Annotated in this window: 20 protein-coding genes; 7 read left to right on the top strand and 13 right to left on the bottom strand. The window is 71.1% G+C overall.

Annotated features, from left to right (window positions below):
* Nucleotides 1-65: 65 nt before the first annotated feature.
* On the top strand, nucleotides 66-1,103 hold the full coding sequence (locus ACFZDL_RS17490; protein ID WP_353588767.1) for an aldo/keto reductase: 1,038 nt from the start codon (nucleotides 66-68) through the stop codon (nucleotides 1,101-1,103).
* Here the strand turns inward: ACFZDL_RS17490 and ACFZDL_RS17485 are convergent.
* The 4 genes from ACFZDL_RS17485 to mshD form a co-directional block, all read right to left on the bottom strand.
* Nucleotides 1,100-1,543, bottom strand: a complete 444-nt coding sequence (locus ACFZDL_RS17485; protein ID WP_353588769.1) for an NUDIX hydrolase — start codon at nucleotides 1,541-1,543, stop codon at nucleotides 1,100-1,102. The genes ACFZDL_RS17490 and ACFZDL_RS17485 overlap by 4 nt on opposite strands.
* A complete protein-coding gene (locus ACFZDL_RS17480; protein WP_353588771.1) occupies nucleotides 1,536-2,972 on the bottom strand; it encodes a CHAD domain-containing protein in 1,437 nt (478 codons plus the stop codon). The genes ACFZDL_RS17485 and ACFZDL_RS17480 overlap by 8 nt, the downstream gene beginning before the upstream one ends.
* An 88-nt stretch (nucleotides 2,973-3,060) precedes the next feature.
* On the bottom strand, nucleotides 3,061-5,319 hold the full coding sequence (locus tag ACFZDL_RS17475; protein ID WP_353588773.1) for an RNA degradosome polyphosphate kinase: 2,259 nt from the start codon (nucleotides 5,317-5,319) through the stop codon (nucleotides 3,061-3,063).
* A 269-nt stretch (nucleotides 5,320-5,588) separates the two neighbouring features.
* Entirely contained in the window at nucleotides 5,589-6,524 is a 936-nt protein-coding gene (gene mshD, locus ACFZDL_RS17470; protein WP_353588775.1) for a mycothiol synthase, read from the bottom strand.
* A gap of 288 nt (nucleotides 6,525-6,812) precedes the next feature.
* Here mshD and ACFZDL_RS17465 point away from each other — a divergent pair, with 288 nt between their 5' ends.
* Together ACFZDL_RS17465 and ACFZDL_RS17460 are read left to right on the top strand one after the other, a co-directional pair.
* On the top strand, nucleotides 6,813-8,636 hold the full coding sequence (locus ACFZDL_RS17465; protein WP_353588777.1) for a bifunctional metallophosphatase/5'-nucleotidase: 1,824 nt from the start codon (nucleotides 6,813-6,815) through the stop codon (nucleotides 8,634-8,636).
* A 195-nt stretch (nucleotides 8,637-8,831) separates the two neighbouring features.
* Nucleotides 8,832-10,286 carry an FG-GAP-like repeat-containing protein gene (locus ACFZDL_RS17460; protein ID WP_353588780.1) on the top strand — a complete coding sequence of 485 codons (1,455 nt, stop codon included), beginning with the start codon at nucleotides 8,832-8,834 and terminating at the stop codon, nucleotides 10,284-10,286.
* Between the two features lie 16 nt (nucleotides 10,287-10,302).
* Here ACFZDL_RS17460 and ACFZDL_RS17455 read toward each other — a convergent pair whose 3' ends face one another.
* Nucleotides 10,303-10,509: a DUF397 domain-containing protein gene (locus tag ACFZDL_RS17455; RefSeq protein WP_353588782.1), complete on the bottom strand. Its 207-nt coding sequence runs from the start codon at nucleotides 10,507-10,509 to the stop codon at nucleotides 10,303-10,305.
* Between the two features lie 12 nt (nucleotides 10,510-10,521).
* On the bottom strand, nucleotides 10,522-11,373 hold the full coding sequence (locus ACFZDL_RS17450; RefSeq protein WP_353588784.1) for a helix-turn-helix transcriptional regulator: 852 nt from the start codon (nucleotides 11,371-11,373) through the stop codon (nucleotides 10,522-10,524).
* A 129-nt stretch (nucleotides 11,374-11,502) separates the two neighbouring features.
* Here ACFZDL_RS17450 and ACFZDL_RS17445 point away from each other — a divergent pair, with 129 nt between their 5' ends.
* Nucleotides 11,503-12,024, top strand: coding sequence for an ATP-binding protein (locus tag ACFZDL_RS17445; RefSeq protein ID WP_353588786.1), 522 nt, complete (start codon nucleotides 11,503-11,505; stop codon nucleotides 12,022-12,024).
* 26 nt (nucleotides 12,025-12,050) lie between these two features.
* Nucleotides 12,051-12,677 (top strand): hypothetical protein, encoded by a 627-nt coding sequence (locus ACFZDL_RS17440; protein ID WP_353588788.1) that lies wholly within the window; start codon nucleotides 12,051-12,053, stop codon nucleotides 12,675-12,677.
* Between the two features lie 147 nt (nucleotides 12,678-12,824).
* Here ACFZDL_RS17440 and ACFZDL_RS17435 read toward each other — a convergent pair whose 3' ends face one another.
* Together ACFZDL_RS17435 and ACFZDL_RS17430 are read right to left on the bottom strand one after the other, a co-directional pair.
* Nucleotides 12,825-13,217 (bottom strand): hypothetical protein, encoded by a 393-nt coding sequence (locus ACFZDL_RS17435; protein ID WP_353588790.1) that lies wholly within the window; start codon nucleotides 13,215-13,217, stop codon nucleotides 12,825-12,827.
* 178 nt (nucleotides 13,218-13,395) lie between these two features.
* Nucleotides 13,396-14,148, bottom strand: a complete 753-nt coding sequence (locus ACFZDL_RS17430) for a dienelactone hydrolase family protein (RefSeq protein ID WP_353588974.1) — start codon at nucleotides 14,146-14,148, stop codon at nucleotides 13,396-13,398.
* A gap of 112 nt (nucleotides 14,149-14,260) precedes the next feature.
* Here ACFZDL_RS17430 and ACFZDL_RS17425 point away from each other — a divergent pair, with 112 nt between their 5' ends.
* Complete coding sequence (locus ACFZDL_RS17425) at nucleotides 14,261-14,743, top strand: MarR family winged helix-turn-helix transcriptional regulator (protein ID WP_353588791.1); 483 nt, start codon at nucleotides 14,261-14,263, stop codon at nucleotides 14,741-14,743.
* Nucleotides 14,744-14,828: 85 nt separating this feature from the next.
* Here ACFZDL_RS17425 and ACFZDL_RS17420 read toward each other — a convergent pair whose 3' ends face one another.
* The 5 genes from ACFZDL_RS17420 to ACFZDL_RS17400 all read right to left on the bottom strand — a co-directional run bounded on the left by ACFZDL_RS17420 (nucleotide 14,829) and on the right by ACFZDL_RS17400 (nucleotide 18,956).
* Nucleotides 14,829-15,614, bottom strand: coding sequence for an ABC transporter permease (locus ACFZDL_RS17420; protein ID WP_353588793.1), 786 nt, complete (start codon nucleotides 15,612-15,614; stop codon nucleotides 14,829-14,831).
* Nucleotides 15,611-16,609: an ATP-binding cassette domain-containing protein gene (locus ACFZDL_RS17415; protein ID WP_353588795.1), complete on the bottom strand. Its 999-nt coding sequence runs from the start codon at nucleotides 16,607-16,609 to the stop codon at nucleotides 15,611-15,613. The genes ACFZDL_RS17420 and ACFZDL_RS17415 overlap by 4 nt, the downstream gene beginning before the upstream one ends.
* 64 nt (nucleotides 16,610-16,673) lie before the next feature.
* Nucleotides 16,674-17,519, bottom strand: a complete 846-nt coding sequence (locus ACFZDL_RS17410; protein ID WP_353588797.1) for a DUF4097 family beta strand repeat-containing protein — start codon at nucleotides 17,517-17,519, stop codon at nucleotides 16,674-16,676.
* Nucleotides 17,520-17,611: 92 nt separating this feature from the next.
* Nucleotides 17,612-18,130 carry a toxin-antitoxin system HicB family antitoxin gene (locus tag ACFZDL_RS17405; RefSeq protein ID WP_353588799.1) on the bottom strand — a complete coding sequence of 173 codons (519 nt, stop codon included), beginning with the start codon at nucleotides 18,128-18,130 and terminating at the stop codon, nucleotides 17,612-17,614.
* 238 nt (nucleotides 18,131-18,368) lie between these two features.
* Nucleotides 18,369-18,956, bottom strand: a complete 588-nt coding sequence (locus ACFZDL_RS17400; protein WP_353588801.1) for a short chain dehydrogenase — start codon at nucleotides 18,954-18,956, stop codon at nucleotides 18,369-18,371.
* A gap of 161 nt (nucleotides 18,957-19,117) precedes the next feature.
* Between ACFZDL_RS17400 and ACFZDL_RS17395 the strand changes: the two genes are divergently transcribed.
* The gene (locus ACFZDL_RS17395; RefSeq protein WP_353588803.1) at nucleotides 19,118-20,047 is read left to right on the top strand and encodes a helix-turn-helix transcriptional regulator; all 930 of its coding nucleotides are present in this window, start codon (nucleotides 19,118-19,120) and stop codon (nucleotides 20,045-20,047) included.

Genomic DNA, 20,047 nt, shown 5'->3' with positions numbered 1-20,047 from the left:
TCGCGCACGTCCGAGGCTGTGGTCACAGACCGCACCCACAGACACATCCCCATAAGGCGGAACCCATGAAGCGCAGGATCCTCGGCGGCACCGGCATCTCGGTCAGCGAATACGCCCTGGGCGCGATGATGTTCGGGAGCCTGGCCAACCGGGACCACGACGACTCGGTACGGATCATCCACCGCGCCCTGGACGCGGGCATCAATTTCGTCGACACCGCCGACATCTACTCCAGCGGCGAATCGGAGGAGATCGTCGGCAAGGCGCTCAAGGGGCGCCGTGACGACGTCGTCCTGGCGACCAAGGCCCATGGCTCGATGGGACCGGACGCCAACCACAGCGGCAACTCCCGGCGCTGGATCACCCGCGAGATCGAGAACAGCCTGCGCCGCCTCGACACGGACTACATCGACCTGTACCAGATCCACCGGCCCGACCCGACGACCGACATCGACGAGACCCTTTCGGTCCTGTCGGACCTCGTCCGGGCGGGGAAGGTGCGGGCCGTGGGCTCCTCCACCTTCCCGGCGGAGCAGATCGTGGAGGCCCAGTGGACCTCCGAGCGGCGCGGCCACGTCCGCTTCCGCAGCGAACAGCCGCCGTACTCGATCCTGGCGCGCTCGGTGGAGGCTGCGGTGCTGCCCACCGCACAGAAGTACGGGATGGGCGTGCTGACCTGGGGCCCGCTCTCCGCGGGCTGGCTGTCCGGCCGCTACACCAAGGCCTCCGATGTAGACCTTGCGGGCGGTCGGGCGGCCATCGAGAAGCACAAGTTCGACCCCTCGCTGCCGCAGAACGCACGCAAGCTCGAGGCCGTCGGCAAACTGGCCGAGCTGGCCTCGGAGGCGGGGCTCTCGCTGCCGCACCTGGCGATCGCGTTCGTACGGTCCCACCCGGCCGTCACCTCGGTGATCATCGGCCCGCGCACGATGGAGCAACTGGAGGACCTGCTCGCGGGGGTGGACGTGGAGCTGAGCGAGGACGTCCTTGACCGCATCGACGAGATCGTGCCGCCGGGTACGGACCTCAACCGGGACGACAGCTACTACACGCCGCCCGCGCTGGCCGACAAGGCACAGCGGCGCAGGCGGCCCGGGGCCTAGGCACCCTGGCTCAGCGTGTCCAGGAACGCGTCGACGAGCGCCCGGTCGTGGTCATGCGTCAGCCACGCCCGGGCCTCGCCCGGGGGCAGCCAGACGAGCCGGTCGACCTCGTCGTTGGGCACGAAGGCCCCGTCGGCGCCGTGGGTGCCGTCGGCCCCGGCCGCCTCCGCCGCCCAGTAACGGACCTCCTTGGGGCGGCCGTTGACCGGATAGCGCACGGTGGGCAGCGCGGCGCCCGGCACACAGACCACCCCGGTCTCCTCCAGCACCTCGCGCACCGCGCCCCGCAGTGGCTCCTCGCCCCGCTTGAGCTTGCCTTTCGGATGCGACCAGTCGTCGTACCGCGGTCTGTGCACGAGCGCGATCTCCGGCCCGCCGCCGCGCGGGGAGCGCCGCCACAGGACGCACCCCGCCGCGCGGATCACCGCGTTCTCAGCCATGCGCCGAAGCCGCGATCCGCTGCCAGATCCGCCCGAAGGCGAAGCGGGCGGCCTCGACCTCGTGTCGTTGGTCGGCGTGCAGCACGCCGAGGGCATAGGCGGTGGCCGGGGCGATCCGCGGGGTCCGGGCCGCGGCGGCCGCGGCGGCCGCCGCCTCGGCCGCGTCCCGGTGCCGTTCGAGGGCCTGTCCGGCGGCCAGCAGCCGTACGGACAGGGAGGGATCGGCCTCCACCGGCCCGGCGCCGTCCGGCCGCTGCCCCGCGTCAAGCACCTCCAGGGCGTAACGCCGCAGCCGCACCAGCCGCCGCACCTGGTCCCAGGGCGCGTCCTGCCGCTCGCTGGCGGGCGGGGCGTCGGCCGCCGGGGTCGCGGCGAGGCCGTGGACCAGCGCCTCCGCGTTGTACGGATGCCCGGCCCGGCCCAGCGGCAGGGCCTCGACCGACTCGACCAGCCGCCGATGGGCCAGCTCCGCGAGCGGGGGCAGGGCGAGCTCTGCGGGGCGGGCCGCGGCGGCCTCGTCGAGGTGGACCTCGGAGGCGAGGAGCGCGACCGCGTCGGCGACCGCGTGGAAGCGGGAGGAGCCGAGCACCTGCAGGGCCGCGGTGTGCGCACGGGTCCGCGCGAGGGTGAGCTGGCGCTCCAGGAGGGCCCCGGCCCGCGCGGCCCCGACCGTGAGCACCCCGCCCCGGGCCTCGTCCGCGCCGCCGCCCGACCGCGGTCCGGCGCCGCCGCCCGGCTGCTGCCTCGCCCTGTCGCCCCGCTGCCCGGCCGCCCCGGCCTCGCGCCCCGGGGCCGCGACGGCTGTCGCGTCCGCGTTCGCGTCGGCGGTGTCCTTCACGGCGTCATGGGCACCGTCACGGGTGTCATACGCGGCGTCGGCCGTCAGGGAGACGCCGCGGCGGGCGGCCCGGGGCGGGCGCTGCGCCGCCGCGTCCCCCGCCGCCCCGTCGCCCCGCGCATCCGCCGCCGCATCCACCCGAGCATCCACCCGGACATCCACCTGGGCGTCCCCGCCCGCGCCGGCCGCACCTGCCGCCGCGTCCGCCGCCCCGTCCACCGGGGCGCCCGCGCCCGAGAGCCGGTGGAGGGCGCCGCGCAGCCGGGTCAGGCGTGCCGCGTAGGCGTGCTCCAGCGCGAGCGTGCCGGACAGCCACACCAGCTCGGTGCGGAGCTGATCCGCCCACGCGGTGTCGGTGAGCGGTCGGTAGACGTACAGCGTGCCGCTGATCCGCCGCGCGCAGCGGCGCAGCAGCCGGGCGGCCTCGGCCGCCTCATCGGCGTCGGCCCCGCTCTCGCGCTGCTGCCGCAGGCTCCGCAGGAAGTCCCCGGCCTGGGTGTTCAGGTACCACGCCAGCACATCGCCTGCCGTGCCCGTCGCGAGCGCCGGTCCGGCCGCCGCCGTGTGGACCCCCATCACACCGTCCGTCATCGTGTCGTACCCCCCAGGGCCGAGGGCAGCGGCGGGTGGAGCGCCGTGCGACCGGCCGGCCCCCGTAACCCCGACCGGCGACGACAGATCATGTCGCTGTACCACGCCGTCGCCTCCGGGCGTCTATGAGCATTTCCTGTATGTTCCGCAACGGCTGTCCGTCCACGTCCGTCGCGTGCCGCGTCCACTCGCCGTCCGGGCCCAGGTGCCAGGAGGAGGTGGAGTCGGACATGCCGGACTCCAGCAGACGGCTGAGGGAGGCGCGGTGGCCGGGGTCGGCGACCCGCACCAGCGCCTCGATCCGGCGGTCGAGATTGCGGTGCATCATGTCGGCGCTGCCGAGCCACACCTCGGGCTCCCCGCCGTTCCCGAACGCGAAGACACGCGAATGCTCCAGGAACCGGCCGAGGATCGAGCGGACCCGTATGTTCTCCGAGAGCCCGGGCACCCCCGGCCGCAGCGCGCAGATGCCCCGCACCCAGACGTCCACCGGCACACCCGCCCGCGAGGCCCGGTACAGCGCGTCGACGATGGCCTCGTCGACCATCGAGTTGACCTTGATCCGCACGTATGCGGGCCGCCCCGCCTTGTGGTGGGTGACCTCGCGGTTGATCCGGCTGATCAGCCCGTCGCGCAGCGACCTGGGGGCGACCAGCAGCCGCTGGTAGTTCTCCCGCCGGGAGTAGCCGCTCAACCGGTTGAACAGGTCGGACAGGTCGGTGCCGACCTTCGGGTCGGCGGTCAGCAGCCCCAGGTCCTCGTACAGCCGGGCCGTCTTGGGGTGGTAGTTGCCGGTGCCGACGTGGCAGTAGCGGCGCAGCGTGTCGCCTTCCTGACGGACCACAAGCGACAGCTTGCAGTGGGTCTTCAGGCCGACCAGGCCGTAGACCACATGGCAGCCGGCCTCCTCCAGCTTGCGCGCCCACTTGATGTTCGCCTGCTCGTCGAAGCGGGCCTTGATCTCGACGAGGACCAGCACCTGCTTACCGGCCTCGGCGGCGTCGATGAGCGCGTCGACGATCGGCGACTTGCCGGAGGTCCGGTAGAGCGTCTGCTTGATCGCGAGCACGTCGGGGTCGGCGGCCGCCTGCTCCAGGAAGGCCTGGACGGAGGTCGAGAAGGAGTCGTACGGGTGGTGCAGCAGCACGTCCCGCTCGCGCATCGCGGCGAAGATGTCCGGCGCGGAGGCGGACTCGACCTCGGCGAGGTCCCGGTGCGTCCCGGCCACGAACTTCGGGTACTTCAGCTCCGGCCGGTCCAGCGCCGCTATGCCGAACAGCCCGGTCAGATCCAGCGGCCCCGGCAGCGGATAGACCTCGGCCTCGGAGACCTTCAGCTCGCGCACCAGCAGGTCCAGGACGTACGGGTCGATGGACTCCTCGACCTCCAGGCGCACCGGCGGCCCGAAGCGGCGCCGCAGCAGCTCCTTCTCCAGGGCCTGGAGCAGGTTCTCCGCGTCGTCCTCCTCGACCTCCAGGTCCTCGTTGCGGGTCACCCGGAACATGTGGTGCGCCAGCACCTCCATGCCGGGGAACAGCTCCTCCAGGTGCGCCGCGATCACGTCCTCCAGCGGCACGTACCGCTGCGGCGACGCCTCCAGGAATCGCGAGAGCAGCGGCGGGACCTTCACACGCGCGAAGTGATCATGCCCGCTGACCGGGTTGCGCACCACGACCGCGAGGTTGAGGGAGAGCCCGGAGATATAGGGGAAGGGGTGCGCCGGGTCCACCGCCAGGGGGGTGAGGACCGGGAAGATCTGCTGACGGAAGAGCGTGAAGAGGCGGGACTGCTCGTCCTCCGTGAGGTCGGGCCAGCGGATCAGATGGATGCCCTCGTCGGCCAGCGCGGGCGAGACGTCCTGCTGGAAGCAGGCCGCGTGCCGGGCCATGAGCTCCCGCGACCGGGTCCAGATCAAGTCCAGCACCTCACGGGGCTGCAGCCCGGAGGCGGAGCGGGTGGCGACCCCGGTCGCGATGCGCCGCTTGAGGCCGGCGACCCGCACCATGAAGAACTCGTCCAGGTTGCTCGCGAAGATCGCGAGGAAGTTCGCCCGCTCCAGCAGCGGCGTGTTCGGGTCCTCGGCGAGCTCGAGCACCCGCTCGTTGAACGCCAGCCAGCTGCGCTCACGGTCGAGGAACCGCCCCTGGGGCAGCGCCTCCCCCTCCACGTCCACGGTGTCGACCTCGTACGAGTCCAGGTCGCCGTCGAGGTCGGGGTCGAGGTTGCGGACGGGCGGCGCGGCGACGGCATGCGGCCGGTGGGCCGCGATGGAGCCGACCGAGGGCTGAGGCTGGTGCTGCGGGTGGGGCTGCGCGGTAATGGGGGCCTGTCCGCTGGAGTGGTTCATGTCCTCATTGTTCCGCGCCGAAGACGCGAACGGCTTACCGGAAGCCGGTGCTGAAGCGGCACGGAGCCTCCGGTTCGAGGTGGGCGGCACGGCGGGCTGCATTCAGCGATGCTCGCAACCGAGTTTGAATCGCCGGTAACGGAGACATGGCGCGTAGGAAATCGCGATCCATCCCGCAGACGACCTGCCGCCCCGGCCCCGCCGCCGTTCCGCGGCCCCGCGCCGGGCCGCACCGCCCGGCGCCGGGCGCCGCCCAGCCCCTCCCCGGCTCAGGTCTCCGTGCGGTACATCAGATCGGTCTCGTACGTCGTGAAGCCCTGCCGGCCGTAGACGGCGACGGCGGGGAAGTTGTCGGCGTCGACGTACAGCATCGCGGTCGGCAGCCCCCGCGCCGCCAGGTGCCGCAGCCCGATCGCGGTCAGCGACCGGCCGAGCCCGCCGCCCTGCGCCTCGGGCCGCACCCCCACCACGTACACCTCGCCCAGCCGCTCCTGTGCGTGCACCTTGGTCCAGTGGAACCCGACGATCTCCCCGCCCCGCTCGGCCAGGAAGAAGCCCTCGGGGTCGAACCACGGCTCGCCCATCCGGTCCTCGAGATCGCGCAGGGTCAGCGAGCCCTGCTCCGGGTGGTGCGCGAAGGCCGCCGCGTTCGCCGCCAGCCAGGCGGCCTCGTCCTCGCCCGGCCGGAAGGTCCGTACGGTCACGCCCTCCGGCAGCACCGGCTCGGGGATGTCCAGCGCCGCCGGCGGCCCCAGCGGCCGGCGCATCTGCCGCAGCTCGCGGAACAGCGTCAGCCCCAGCACCTGCGCGAGATGGCGCGCCGAGGAGTGCCCGCCGTGCGCCCACACCCGCAGCCGCTTGCCGGACTCGCGCAGCAGCGTCACGCCCAGCGCCCGGCCGTGCCCCTGCCCCCGGTGCGCCGGGTGCACGACCAGCTCCGCGGCCGGGGCCTCCACCGGGTCGGTGTCCTCCAACTGCGCGTACCCCACGAGCTTCCCGCTCGGCTCCTCGCTCAGCAGCAGATGGCGCACCCCCTCCCGCCGCCCGCGCAACTGCAGCCGCCCCTGCTCGGACACGGCCTGCTGACCGTCGGTGCGCGCGGCCTCCGCGACGAGCCGCAGCACGTCCTGCGCCATGGCGGGCGTCACCTCGTCGAGGACATCGATCCGGCGGGCGCCGGCCGCCTCGTTCAGCACGTCATTCATGTTCCCGAGCCTACGGCCAGGCCCTGGCCGGGCAGGCGGCCGCACATTCCCTTGTCCCCCCGTCACTCACCCGACGCATCCCCGGCTCTCGCGCCGAACCGCTTCCACACCTCACGCCCGGGCCATACCGCCGAACGGGTGACCTCTGAGTGCCCCCTCTCCGCCGGCCGCCCCCTGCCCCCCGGTCGCCCACACGCAATCAGCTCGTAACCTCGACCCCCCTGCCCCGCTACGCGCGTTGACCGTAAGCTGCCGCGCATATCACCACCGGTGCACAGAGGGGACCACATGCCAGCGACACCCAGGCGGCGCCGCGCGGCCCGCCGGTTGACCGCCGCGGCGGCCGTGCTGGCCGCGGCGGCCGGAGTCCTGTCCGCCGCGGGCCCGGCGGGCGCGAGCGCCGACTCCGCCGCCGAGTCCGCCGCCGCCGAACCGCGCCCAGCCCGCACTGTCGATGTGCAGCTGCTGTCGTTCAACGACCTCCACGGAAACCTGGAGCCCCCGCAGGGCTCCTCCGGCACCGTCACCGAGACCCAGCCGGACGGCACCACCAAGGCCGTCCCGGCGGGCGGCGTCGAATACCTCGCGAGCGCCCTGCGCACCGCGCGCAAGGGCCACCCGTACTCCGTCACCGCCGCCGGCGGCGACATGATCGGCGCGAGCCCGCTGCTGTCCGGCCTCTTCCACGACGAGCCGACCGTCGAGGCGCTCAACAAGCTCGACCTGGACGTCACGGCCGTCGGCAACCACGAGTTCGACGAGGGCCGCGCCGAGCTGCAGCGCATCCAGAACGGCGGCTGCCACCCCAAGGACGGCTGTTACGAGGACGGCAAGACCTTCCCCGGCGCCGACTTCCCCTACCTCGCCGCGAACGTCACCGACGAGAAGACCGGCAAGCCGATCCTCAAGCCGTACACCGTCTGGCAGCGCAACGGCGTCAAGATCGGCTTCATCGGCGTCACACTCGAAGGCACCCCCGACATCGTCACCGCCGAGGGCGTCAAGGGCCTGAAGTTCCACGACGAGGTCGAGACGATCAACAAGTACGCCAAGGAGCTCAACCGCAAGGGCGTCAAGTCGATCGTCGCGCTCATCCACGAGGGCGGGCTGCCCGCCTCCACTTCGTACAACTACGACTGCGACAGCTCCGGCCCGGGCGCCGGCATCTCCGGCCCGATCGTCGACATCGCCAAGAAGATCACCCCGCAGGTCGACGCCCTGGTCACCGGCCACACCCACCAGGCCTACGCGTGCACGATCCCGGACCCCTCCGGCACCCCGCGCACCGTCACCTCCGCCGCCTCCTTCGGTCGCCTCTACACCGACACCACCCTCACCTACGACCGCCGCACCGGCGACGTCGTCCGTACGAAGGTGAAGTCGGCCAATCACGTCGTCGACCGGCAGCAGCCCAAGGCCGCCGACATGACCTCCCTCATCGGCCGCTGGAACAAGCTGGCCGCGCCCGTCGCCAACAAGCCCGTCGGCTACGTCTCCGCCGAGATCCCGGGCCGCGGCTCCACGTCGTACGAGTCACCGCTCGGCGACGTCATCGCCGACGCCCAGCTCGAAGCGCTCTCCCCCGCCGACAAGGGCGGCGCCCAGCTCGCCCTCATGAACCCCGGCGGCATCCGCTCCGACCTCGCCTACGCGGCGTCCGGCAGCGAGGGGGACGGCGTCGTGACCTACGGCGAGGCGTTCACCGTGCAGCCCTTCACCAACATGCTGAACGTCATCGACCTCACCGGCGCCCAGCTCATCACCGCCCTTCAGCAGCAGGTCAGCGGCTCGAACCAGGCGTCCCCGAAGATCCTCCAGGTCTCCAAGGGCCTCACCTACACCCTCGACCTCACCAAGACCGGCGCCGACCGCGTCGTCGCCGACTCGGTGAAGCTGAACGGCGAGCCCATCGACCCGGCCAAGACCTACCGCGTCGCGATGAACGAATTCCTCGCGGGCGGCGGCGACGGCTTCCCCGTCTTCAAGGACGGCAAGAACAAGCTGGTCGGCGAGTCCGACCTGGACGCCTTCACGGCCTACCTGGGCGCGCACTCCTCGGCCGCCTCGCCCCTGGCTCCGCCGGCGGCGGACCGTATCAAGATCGTGAAGTGACCCGTCAGCACTGAGCGTTACGCGTCGCGGCCCGGCCCCAGCGGATTTCCGGGGGAGCCGGGCCGCGGTGCGTTATGCGGCGTTGCCGCGCTGCTTCAGGCGCCGTTCACCTTCTGGTTTCTCTGCCAACCCAACCATTCCACCCTCCCGTTGGTCTCAGCCAGCGACGACGAACCACCGGGAGAAGGTACGGGTATGCGCAAAGGCTTGCTGTCCATGGGTGCCGCGATGGCCGTGGTCACGGGGGTGGCACTGGCGGGGACCTCACACGTCGCCGCGAGTACCGGCGCCCCAGGCGGCGACAGCGGCGCCATGAGCCTGGCGGCGGCCACGGCGGGTTCGGGCAAGGCCGCCGACGTGGACGGCGACGGCTACGACGACCTCGCCGCCGGGGCGCCCGACGCCGCGACCAAGGGGTACGCCAAGGCCGGTTACGTCGCCCTGACGTACGGCACCAAGAACGGCATCCAGGTCAGCCGGCACAAGGGGCTCACCCAGTCGTCCACCGGCATCCCGGGCACGCCGGAGGCCGGTGACCGGTTCGGCTCCGCGCTCGCCCTGGGCGACATGGACGGCGACGGCTACGCGGACCTGGTCGTCGGCGCGAGCGGCGAGGCCATCGGCGACGTCAAGGGCGCCGGTTCGGTGACCGTCGTCTTCGGCTCCGCGACCGGCCTGTCCAGCAAGGCCATCGCGTTCCACGCGCCGACCGTCACGGCGCGGCAGGGCTTCGGCGGCCGGCTGGCCCTGGGCGACTACAACCACGACGGGCTGAAGGACCTCGCCGTCGTCGACGGCACCAAGGTCGACGTCGTCCTCGGGGCGAAGAACCTGCGCTCGACGCCCACCCCGAAGATCACCCGCATCGCCCCGCCGGGCGGCGGCGCCGGAACGCGCGGCATATCGAGCGGCGACATCAACGGCGACGGCTACGACGACCTCGTCACCGTGGCCTACTTCGACGACCCCGCCGACGAAGGCACCCTCGGCGTGCTGCCGGGCTCCAGCACAGGCCTGAAGAGCACGCCGCTCGGACGAAACATTGGGTTGCCCTTCGCCGACTACAGGGCCGTGGTCGGTGACATCAACGGCGACGGCAAGGACGACGTCGTCATCGACACCGGCTTCTCCGACGGCCCCGACGACTATCTGCTGCGCACCTTCCCCGGCAGCGCGAGCGGCCTCGACGCGGCGGGCGCCGTGGTCTGGAACGGCGGCCCCCACCAGGGCACCGCGGCCCGCCTCGCGGACGTCAACGGCGACGGCCACGCCGACCTGCTCATCGGCGACCCGAACGCGGACGACAGCGACGGCTTCTCCAACGCCGGGGCGCTCACGGTCGTGCCCGGCGCGTCGGACTGGCTGGCCGCCTCGAAGGCGCGGACGCTGTCGCTCGACACCAAGGGCGTCGTCGGCGTCGCCGAGACGGGCGACCTGTTCGGCTCGGCGATGGCCCCCGGCGACTACAACGGCGACGGGACGGCCGACCTCGCGGTGGGTGTGCGGGGCAAGTGGCGCGGCACCGGTGCCGTCAGCATGCTGTACGGCGGTGGCGACGGCCTGACCGGCACCGGCTCGATCCTCTTCGGCCCGGACTCCTTCGGCTACGAGGCGGTCAAGGCGGCGTTCGGCGCGGCGCTTTCCGGGTGACTCCCGCAGGGTGACGTCACGGGCGCCGGGTGGCCGCGAGGTGGTCCAGGCGGCCGGCCTTGGTGCTGCGTATGAAGGCGCGGAGGGCGGCGGGTGTCGTGGTCAGGATGGCCTCGGGCTCGTCGCTCTCGCGTATTGCGATGTTGCCGTTGGCGGCGGCGACGTTCACGCAGTTGCCAGCGTCCGCGCTGTAGGAGGACTTACGCCACTGGTACGTAGACACGTTTCTCACCTTTCACATGCTGCGCATGATGTTGTGGATGAAGTCCCGCGACTCGGCCGACGCAAGCGCCGTCGCCTCCATCCGTTCCAAGACAGCCCGGTACTTGGTCAACTCGGCCTCAGCGTCCATGAACTGGGTTCCCTGAGCGGAGTCGAGCTGCACTGTGTCAAGCTGCGGCACAGCGCCGAGGACATAGTCGAATGACTGTCCCGTTCCGGGGAAGGTGCCGCCACCGAACGGAATCACCCGGATGGTGACGTTGTCCATCTCGCTCATCGCGATGAGGTGTTCGAGCTGCGCTCGGACTGTACTCACTCCGCCGAACTCCATCCGCAGAGCGGCCTCGTGGATAACAGCGGTGTACGGCACCGGATCGTCGCCGTAGAGGATGGCCTGCCGCTTCATCCGGTGGGACAGCCGGTGCTCCACCTCGTAAGCCCGCAGCGGCGGAGCCGCCTCCCGGATCACCGCGCGGGCGTGGTCCACGGTCTGCAGCAAGCCTGGGATGTGGATGACCAGCGCTACGCGCAGCCCCCGGGCCTGATGCTCCAGCTCGGCCATGTCCGCGAAGCTCGCCGGGAGATACTCCCGGTACTCGTCCCACCAGCCCCGGGTGCGTCCACCGGTCATGTCTGCCAAAGCATCCACCAGTTCATCATCAGCACAGGCGTAGCTCCGGGCCATCGCCCGTACCCGGTCTCCGCTCACCGCGTACCGGCCAGCCTCGATCATGCTCACCCGAGCCTGCGGCACACCGATGAGGGCCGCTGCCGCAGTTGAGGACAGGCCAGCACGCTCACGAAGCTTGCGCAGCTCGGCGCCAAGTCGTCGCGGTTTGAGCGTCGGGTTATTAGTCGTCGCCATTGGTCCCCCTCGTAACCCACACGGGTTTAATCAAGAGCTGTCTCGCCGAACTCCGGCTAGATCTACCACCAACTGCTCTACCGTGTGAGCCAAGCCGCTCAACTCCACCCGACCGAGGGAGAGACACGGATGGCAACCGTCTCGCCGCAGCACCCCGACTCCGACGGAGCCGACGACTCCGAACAGCCCTGGACGTACACCCTCCGCCTCCCCAACGACCCGAGGGCCGCCCGGATCGCGCGGGTCACCCTCCGGGCGGTCCTGTCCGGCCACGGCATGGCGGAGCTGACCGAGACGGCCGAGCTGCTGACGTCCGAAATGGTCACCAACGCCCTCTGTCACTCCGACGGCCCCGCCCAACTCCGCCTGCGTCACCTCTGCGAGAACCGCCTCCGGGTCAGCATCTGGGACACCAACCCGCTCATCCCCGCGCCCTTCGACACCCCGCCCGGGCACCTCGACCGCTTCGCCGCCCTCACCGAAGCCGCAGCCAAGGCCGACGACACCCACGGCCGTGGCCTGCTCATCGTCCGGCTCTGCGCGGACAACTGGGGCGGCTATCCACTCGCCGACGACCTCTTCGGCATCAGCGGAAAGCTGCTGTGGTTCGAACTGGCCCCACGCCGCGACGCGTTCGACATCGCGGCATGAGACGGCCGCACCTGTAGTGTCCCGTCATGCCGACCCGACGCCTGGCCCTCGTGGCTCCGCTCGACGAAGATGCCGAGGTCGAATGGGACGCGGACGGGGGATGGTGTCACGTCGCGGCCAACCACCCGTTCGCCATGTTCGCCGTCGGCCAAGGGTGGCGGTCGATTCCGCTGCCGGAGTCGTACGAGGATGGCGACCGTGCCGTGCGTGAGTGGCAAACCCTCGATCACACGGTCGTGCGGCTGACCCTGGACACGATCATCGCAGTGAGCCATGTTGAACTTCAGGGCGACTCGATTGAGACGACGGAGGCGCTGATCCGCGCGGCTTGGGAGTGTGGGACCTATGCCGACGTCCTGTCTGCACTCACACACCTGAACACGCTTGGCGCCACTCAGGCAGAACGGGACCTTCGGCGGCTCGCCGTGACCGGTACAGGGGAGCCGGACACACGAGCTGTCGAGATGATCGAGGGTGCCGTTCGAGACCCACGTCCAGAGGTCCGCTCAGCGGCAATGACGGTCGTTCAGTACCTAAAGTGGCAGGAACTTCGGCCCAGCGTGGAAGAGGTCTTGCGCCTCGACCCCGACGATGTTGCCGCATCGAGCGTCCTCTTCCTGCTGGACCTGATGAGGCAGACGGAGGTTGGCTGACCGTCAGGCCGCCCGTCACGTCGGTGGCGCCACGCTTTGACCCAGGCGAGGCTGGACCACCGCCCCGCCCGCGCCAACGCCACCACCTCACGCGCCGCCGCAGCCGACAACGATGCTGCGCTGGCCAGTCACTATCCCCGCCAGCCACTACCCCCGCCAGTCACCGATGCCATCCCACGCGACTTCCAGCTCGCGCGCGCGAACTCCACCGAGCTCGGCGGCGACCACCCTGTGCACATCGCGCATCTTCTGCATGCCGTTCATCCGGTCCAGCTCGGCACCGATCTCCCGGGTCCGCTGGTCTTTCCCCTTCATGCTCAGGAAGCCCCGGGTCCTGGCGATCTCGACGAGTTCGTCGAGGAGTTGATCGGTGCGGGTGTCCTCGTCGACCGGGGAAGCGACGGAGCGCAGGGGTACATACGGGGGGCCGGACCGCGCATACGGGTACCCGGACCGCGATCGGCGACCGCGTAGGGCGGCGAGGAAGCCGCCCAGCACGACGAGAGCGACAACCACGCCGATCAGTACCGCCGGCTCCACACCGTCTCCTTCCCCAGGGCCGATAGCGCCGCAAGCTAGTGGGGGCGGTGGGGGACCGGTCCCCGTCAAGCCGTGAGCGTCACCCTCCACCGCGTCCACGGAGGCGCGGGCGACATCCGCCGCCGGGGTGCCGATGGCAGGGTCCATGCCCAGAGTGACGAGGGGCCTCGCCGGAGCCTCAGCTGTTGGCCAGGGTGCGGTTCAGGAGGGAGAGCAGGCGGTCCCAGTGGCGCTCCAGCCCGGAGGCGCTGAACGCGTCGGTGTCGGACATGGTGAAGCCGTGGACCGTGCCGGGGTAGATCTCGCAGGTGTGGCCGACACCTGCGGCGTCCAGGGCCTGGTAGAGCTCACTGATGACTTCGGGCGACAGATCGCCTTCGGCGAGGCCGAGATGGACTTCGGCGGTGAGCTCGGGGATGAGGCGGTGCGGGCTGTCGGGCGCGTCGGTGACCACGAAGCCGGGGTGGAATCCGGCGACGGCGGCCACCTGGTCGGGGTGGGCCGCTGCGGTACGGAGCGCCAAGAGGGTGCCGATGCAGTAGCCGGTCACGGCGACCGGTCCGGGGCTGACCTCGGGCTGGGCTGTGAGGAACCTGAGGTAGGCGTCAGCGTCGCGCAGGACACGTTCGTTGGTGATGTGTGCCTCGAGCAGGGGCAGCAGCTGGGCGGTGATCGCGGGCCGGATCTCTTCTCCGATGTACTCGGGAAGTTCGATCACCGGTGCCGGGCCGTGCCGGTAGTAGAAGTTGGGGACGAGCACGTAGTAGCCGTGCCCGGCCAGTTCGCGGGCCTTCTCCTCCAGCTCGGGACGCACACCGAAGGCGTCCGTGTACAGCAGCACTCCAGGGTGCCGATCGCCGTTGCCGGGGAAGGCGGCGAAGGCGTCGGCGTGACCGTCAGGGGTGGGAATCTGCAGGGTCTTGGTGGGAATGGTGGAACTTCCTTCCTGGGGTTCGCTCGACCAACGTTAGTTGAACTAACGGAGTCGGCGCGAGCGAAGGTACATCGTTAGTCGGACTAGCGCAATGGGTACGATTGGCGCCATGACCAGAGCCGATGCCGCGGACATGCCCGACGACGGCGAGACCAGGACGCCCGACAGGCTGCGTCGACGGGCGAGCCGACTGCTGTCGCAGCTGTCCACGCGGTCGGACCGGCTGATCAACGAAGGGCTGGCGCAGGTCGATGCCCGCAAGTGGCACTACGCCGTGCTCGCCTCACTGCAGGATCACGGACCCGGCAGCCAGGCGACGCTGAGTCGGCGCACCGGCATCTACCGCAGCGACATGGTCGGCGTGCTCAACGAACTGGCCGAGCGGCACCTCGTCGAGCGGGCCCCGGACCCCGCCGACCAGCGCCGCAACATCATCACGATCTCCACCCAGGGCAGCCGTCAACTGCGCCGCCTCGACAAGGTCCTGGACGACCTTCACGACGAACTGCTCGCGCCGCTGAGTCCGGCCGAACGCGACCAGTTCGTGCAGTTGCTCACCCGCTTGCTCGACCACCACACCCGGACTTCCTGACCCCGGGCGCGCGCGCCGACGGGCGGCGTACTCCGACCTGGTGTCGGTGTACGCCGCCCTGGGGTGGGACGCGCGCTCGTGTCGCCTACTTGGGGTCGCGGTTGAACACCGCCTTGGACCAGCGGTAGCCGAGCGCTGCCAGGCCGATGGACCAGGCAATGCTGATCCACCCGTTGTTGCCGATCTCGGTGCCCAGGAGCAGGCCGCGCAGGGTTTCGATGGTCGGGGTGAACGGCTGGTACTCGGCGATGGGCTGGAACCAGCCGGGCATGGCGTCGACCGGGACGAAGGTGCTGGAGATCAGCGGCAGGAAGATCAGCGGCATCGCGTTGTTGCTGGCCGCTTCGGCGCTGGGGCTGACCATGCCCATCCCGACCGCGATCCAGGTGAGCGCCAGGGCGAACAGCACGAGCAGTCCGAAGGCCGCCAGCCACTCCAGCGCGGAGGCGTCGGCCGAACGGAAACCGATCGCCACACCGACGGCCCCGACGAGCACCACACTGATCACGCACTGCAGCACGCTGCCGATCACGTGCCCGATGAGTACCGAGCCGCGGTGGATGGCCATCGTGCGGAAGCGGGCGATGATGCCTTCGGTCATATCCATGGAGACGGAGACCGCGGTGCCGATGGTGGTGCTCCCGATGGTCATCAGCAGCAGGCCCGGCACGAGATATCTGATGTAGTCGGAACGATCGCCGCCGCCGATCCCGGCGCTCATGGTGTCGCCGAAGATGTAGACGAAGAGCAGCAGGAGCATGACCGGGGTGAGCAGCAGGTTCAGGGTCATCGACGGGTAGCGCCGGGCGTGCAGGAGGTTGCGGCGCAGCATCGTGGACGAGTCGCGTACGGCGAGGGCGAGGAAGCTCATCGGACGTCCTCCTTGGACTGGGCGGGCACGGTGGTGCTGGTGAGGGCGAAGAAGACGTCGTCGAGGTCGGGGGTGTGGACGGTGAGTTCGTCGGCCTCGATGCCGGCGGAGTCGAGCCGGTCGAGGATGGAGCGCAGTTCGCGCTGGCTGCCGTCGCTGGGGATCTGCAGGGCGAGGGCTTCGTCGTCGCGGGTGGTCTCGCGCAGCGTGGCGGCGGCGTTGTGGTAGGCGGCCGGGTCGGTGAAGCGGAGCCGGATGTGTCCGCCGGGGATCAGTCGCTTGAGTTCGTCGGCGGTGCCTTCGGCGGCGATTTTGCCGTTGTTGAGGACGGCGATGCGGTCGGCGAGTTCGTCGGCCTCCTCGAGGTATTGGGTGGTGAGGAAGACGGTGGTGCCGCTGGTGACGAGTTCGCGGATGATCTGCCACATGTTGTGGCGGGAGCGCGGGTCCAGGCCGGTGGTCGGCTCGTCGAGGAAGATGATCCGCGGGTTGCCGACCAGGGTCATGGCGATGTCCAGGCGGCGCTTCATGCCGCCGGAGTAGGTGGAGGCGGGCTTCTTCGCGGCCTCGGTGAGGTCGAAGCGTTCCAGCAGCTCGGCGGTCACGCGTCGGCCTTCGCGCTTGGGCAGGTGGTGCAGGTCCGCCATCAGGAGCATGTTCTCCTCGCCGGTGATCAGGCCGTCGACGGCGGAGAACTGACCGGTGACACCGATCGCGGCGCGAACCCCTTCCGGGGAGGTGGCGATGTCATGGCCGGCGACATGGGCCTGGCCGCCGTCGGCGGTGATGAGGGTGGAGAGGATCTTGACGGCGGTGGTCTTGCCGGCGCCGTTCGGGCCGAGCAGCGCGAACACGGACCCGGTGGGGATGCGCAGATCGATGCCGTTGAGGACGGTCTTGTCACCGTAGGACTTGCGCAGCCCGACGGTGGAGATCGCGAGGGGAGACTGGGGACCGTCACCCAGACTGGATGTGGGCATGACAGAAGCAGGCATGGAGCCCTCCCGTTCGAAGGCTGAAAGGGGCTGGGGGGTTGAGGGTGGCGCGGGGGCGAGGCGCTCAGGCCTTGGCGCGGAGGATGTCGATGTTGCCGTACCGGGTGCGGGCGCGGACCTCGACGGTCTCCTCGACCTTCTCCGGGGTTTCGGACGCGGTGAGGGTGTTGCGCACCTGTCCGGAGCCCGCGCTGGCGTCGATCCAGGCGGCCGTGCCCTCGCGGACACCGACCTCGATGGAGCCGTAGGAGGTCTCCAACTGAACCGTCCCACGGGCCACGTCGGCCGCGCGCACGGTGCCGTGGGCGGTGGTCGCGGCGACCGAGCTCTCGGCGCGCGCGATGTCGATGTCCCCGTGGGCGCCGCTCACCCGCAGGTCGCCGGTCACGGTGCCGACGGTCGTGGTGCCGTGCGAGTTCTTCAGGACGGCGGAGCCGTCGATGGCGCCGACGCGCAGGCTGCCGGTGCTGGTGGTGATCTCGGCCGTGCCCTCGACGCGGTCCACGGTGATCGAGCCGTGGGAGGCGGTCAGCTTCAGCGGGCCGGTCGCCTCGAGGCGGACGTCACCGGAGGAGGTCTTCACCCGGGCCTCGCCGAGCCGGCCTTCGCCGAGCACCTGGGTCCAGGCGCCGGTCATGTCGACGCGTGAGCCCGTGGGCAGTTCGACCGTCACATCGACGATGCCGGGGCGGCGCAGCGAATTGCGCGACTTGGGGGTCCTGACGGTCAGGGTGCCGCTTGCGTACGTGACCTCGGCCTGCTCGGCGGCCCGCACGTCCCGGTCCTTCTTCGGGTCGCGGGGCCGCACCTCGACGAGGGTGTCGAGGCGGTCGCCCGCGGTGAAGCGGATGGAGCCGGCCTCCACGTGGGCGGTGACCGAAATCGGCTCGGGGGTGTCGAAAGAAGGCATGGCTGTCCCGTCCTCTTGAGTCTTGGTGGCGTCCCCGCAGGTGGGACGCGGTGTGGGGTGAAGTGAGGTGAAGTGGTGCGGGCGGGGCGCGGCTAGCGCACCCAGCCCGTGAAGCTCTGCCCGATGGTCTGGGTCTTCTGCGTCGTACGCGGCCGGGCGCCGCCTTCGACCGCGGCCGACACGGCCCGCACCAGCCACGCGTTGACCGACAGGCCCTCACGGGCCGCGGCCTCCTCGGCGCGGGCCTTGAGGTGCGCCGGCAGACGCAGATTGACGCGGGCGGTGCCGCCCTCGTCGCCGTCGGCCGGAACCGGGGGCGCGAGCGGTTCGGCGGACGCGGCCGGCTGGGCGGGGGCGCCGCTGTCGGCGGGCGGCAGCGTCACCACGAAGTCGGGGTCCAGCCCGCGCAGCCGTACGTCGACCGAGCCGGGGGCGAGCTCGCGGGTGATCTCGTCCATCGCGGCGGAGAGCACATTGAGCATGGTCAGCCGCGTCGCCGACTCCAGAGGAGCGGTGAGCCTCTCGGCCAGCTCGCGGGCATCGTCCCCGCCGGCTTCGGCGGCCACCGCGAGTTCGCGGCGGAGGGTGTCGACATACGGGGTGAGGTCCATGACGTCATCATGGCACCACAGTGGCGCCACACGCAAGCCCGGTTGGCGTCCCATACAAAGTCACCTTGCGAGCACCCGCTCTGAGCTGCGGAAATGCAAGGGAGGCAGTCTGAGTCATTGTGGCGCCATGCGCGCGCATGCGCCTTTGGGAGGATGGGATGGCCCCACATGGCACCGGATGGCACCAAGCGGTGCCATCCGGTGTCAGACGCGATCCGTCATCGCGCGGTGGGGGCCCTCAAGCCGTGAGCGTCCGCCCGTGGGCGTCGCCCTGGACCGCGTCCACGTAGACGCGGGCGACGTCCGCCGCCGGGGTGCCGGTGGAGGGGTCCATGCCCAGGGCGACGAGGGTTTCGCGGACCCAGCCGGGGCTGACCGCGTTCAGGCGCAGGCCGCGCGGCAGCTCCGGGGCGGCGGCGTGCACGAACGCCTCCAGGCCCGCGTTGACCAGGTAGCCGAGGGAGCTGCCGGGGACGGGCTCGGTGAAGCGGCCGCTGGTGAGGGTGATGGAGCCGCCGTCCCGGACGTGGGCGAGGGCCCGCCGTACGAGGTTCACCTGCCCGATCAGCTTTCCGTCGAGCCCGTGCCAGAACCGCTCGTCCGAGGGGGCGTCCAGCGGGGTGAGGCCCCCGCTCGCGGCGCAGCACACCACCGCGTCCAGATCGTTCCCGGCCCGCGTGAACAGGGTGTCGATCGACGTCGTGTCCGCCATGTCCACCCGGACCGGGCCGCGGCGCGAGGCGCGCACCACCTCGTGGCGCTCCGCCAACGCGTCGGCGACCGCGCCGCCGATGGTTCCCGTCGCGCCGATCACAAGAATCTTCATGGGCTGTCCCGTCCGTTCCGCTGGTCTGGTCACTGGTCTTGTGCCGACTCAGGCTGCGCCGGGCGGCGGGCCGTACCCAGCCCCCTGCCGGAGATACACCCGCGATGACTACACCTGACAGGTGCAGGCACCGCGGGGGCGTGTCCGCGAGACTGGGGTGCATGGACACGCGTGAGGAGCTGGGCGAGTTCCTGCGGTCGCGGCGGGCGCGGCTGCGGCCCGAGGACGCGGGGCTCGCCTCGTACGGGGGGCGGCGCCGGGTGCCGGGGCTGCGGCGTGAGGAGCTGGCGCAGCTCGCCGGGGTGAGCGCCGGCTACTACACACGGCTCGAACAGGGGCAGAGCCCCAACGCCTCAAACGCCGTGCTGGACGCCGTCGCCCGCGTGCTGCGGCTGGACGAGGCCGAGCGGGCCCATCTGTACTCGCTGGCCCGGCCGAAGCCGCGGGCCCGCCGCCGGGCGGCCAGGCAGGAGCAGGTGCGGCCGGGGGTGCGGGTGATGATCGAGTCGTTCGGGGATGTGCCCGCGCTGGTCATGGGGCGCTTCTGCGATGTCCTCGCGTGGAACCGGATGGCCCATGCCCTGATGGCCGGGCATCTCGACTTCGACGCGCCGAACCGCCCGGCCGACCGCCCCAACATCGCCCGTCTGCTCTTCCTCGACCCGCACACGCGCGAGCTGTACGCCGACTGGCCCCGCAAGGCCCGCTCGACCGTCGCCGATCTGCGGCTGATCGCCGGACGGTATCCGGGCGATCCCGCGCTGACCGGCCTGATCGGCGAACTGACCGTGGGAAGCGCGGAGTTCGCGAAGCTGTGGGCCGCGCATTCGGTGGGCGACTGCGGCACCGCCACCCGTACCTACCGCCATCCCGTGGTGGGCACCATGACGCTGATGTGCGAGTTGCTGGCGCTCCCGGAGGACGAGGGGCAGCGGGTGGCCGTGATGAACGCCGAGCCGGGTTCGCCGTCCGAGGAGGCCCTGCGGCTCCTCGCCGACCTGGCCGCCACCGCGGACACGTTCTCGACAGGTCCGCGCAACAACCGCCTGCCAGAATCGGGCGGTGTCGGTGTACGCGGAACGCACCGCTGA

Source organism: Streptomyces sp. NPDC007917 (assembly GCF_042959105.1).
Taxonomy (GTDB): Bacteria; Actinomycetota; Actinomycetes; order Streptomycetales; family Streptomycetaceae; genus Streptomyces.
The sequence above is the reverse complement of the archived record's forward strand: the minus strand, read 5'-3'. Positions and strand labels throughout refer to the sequence as shown.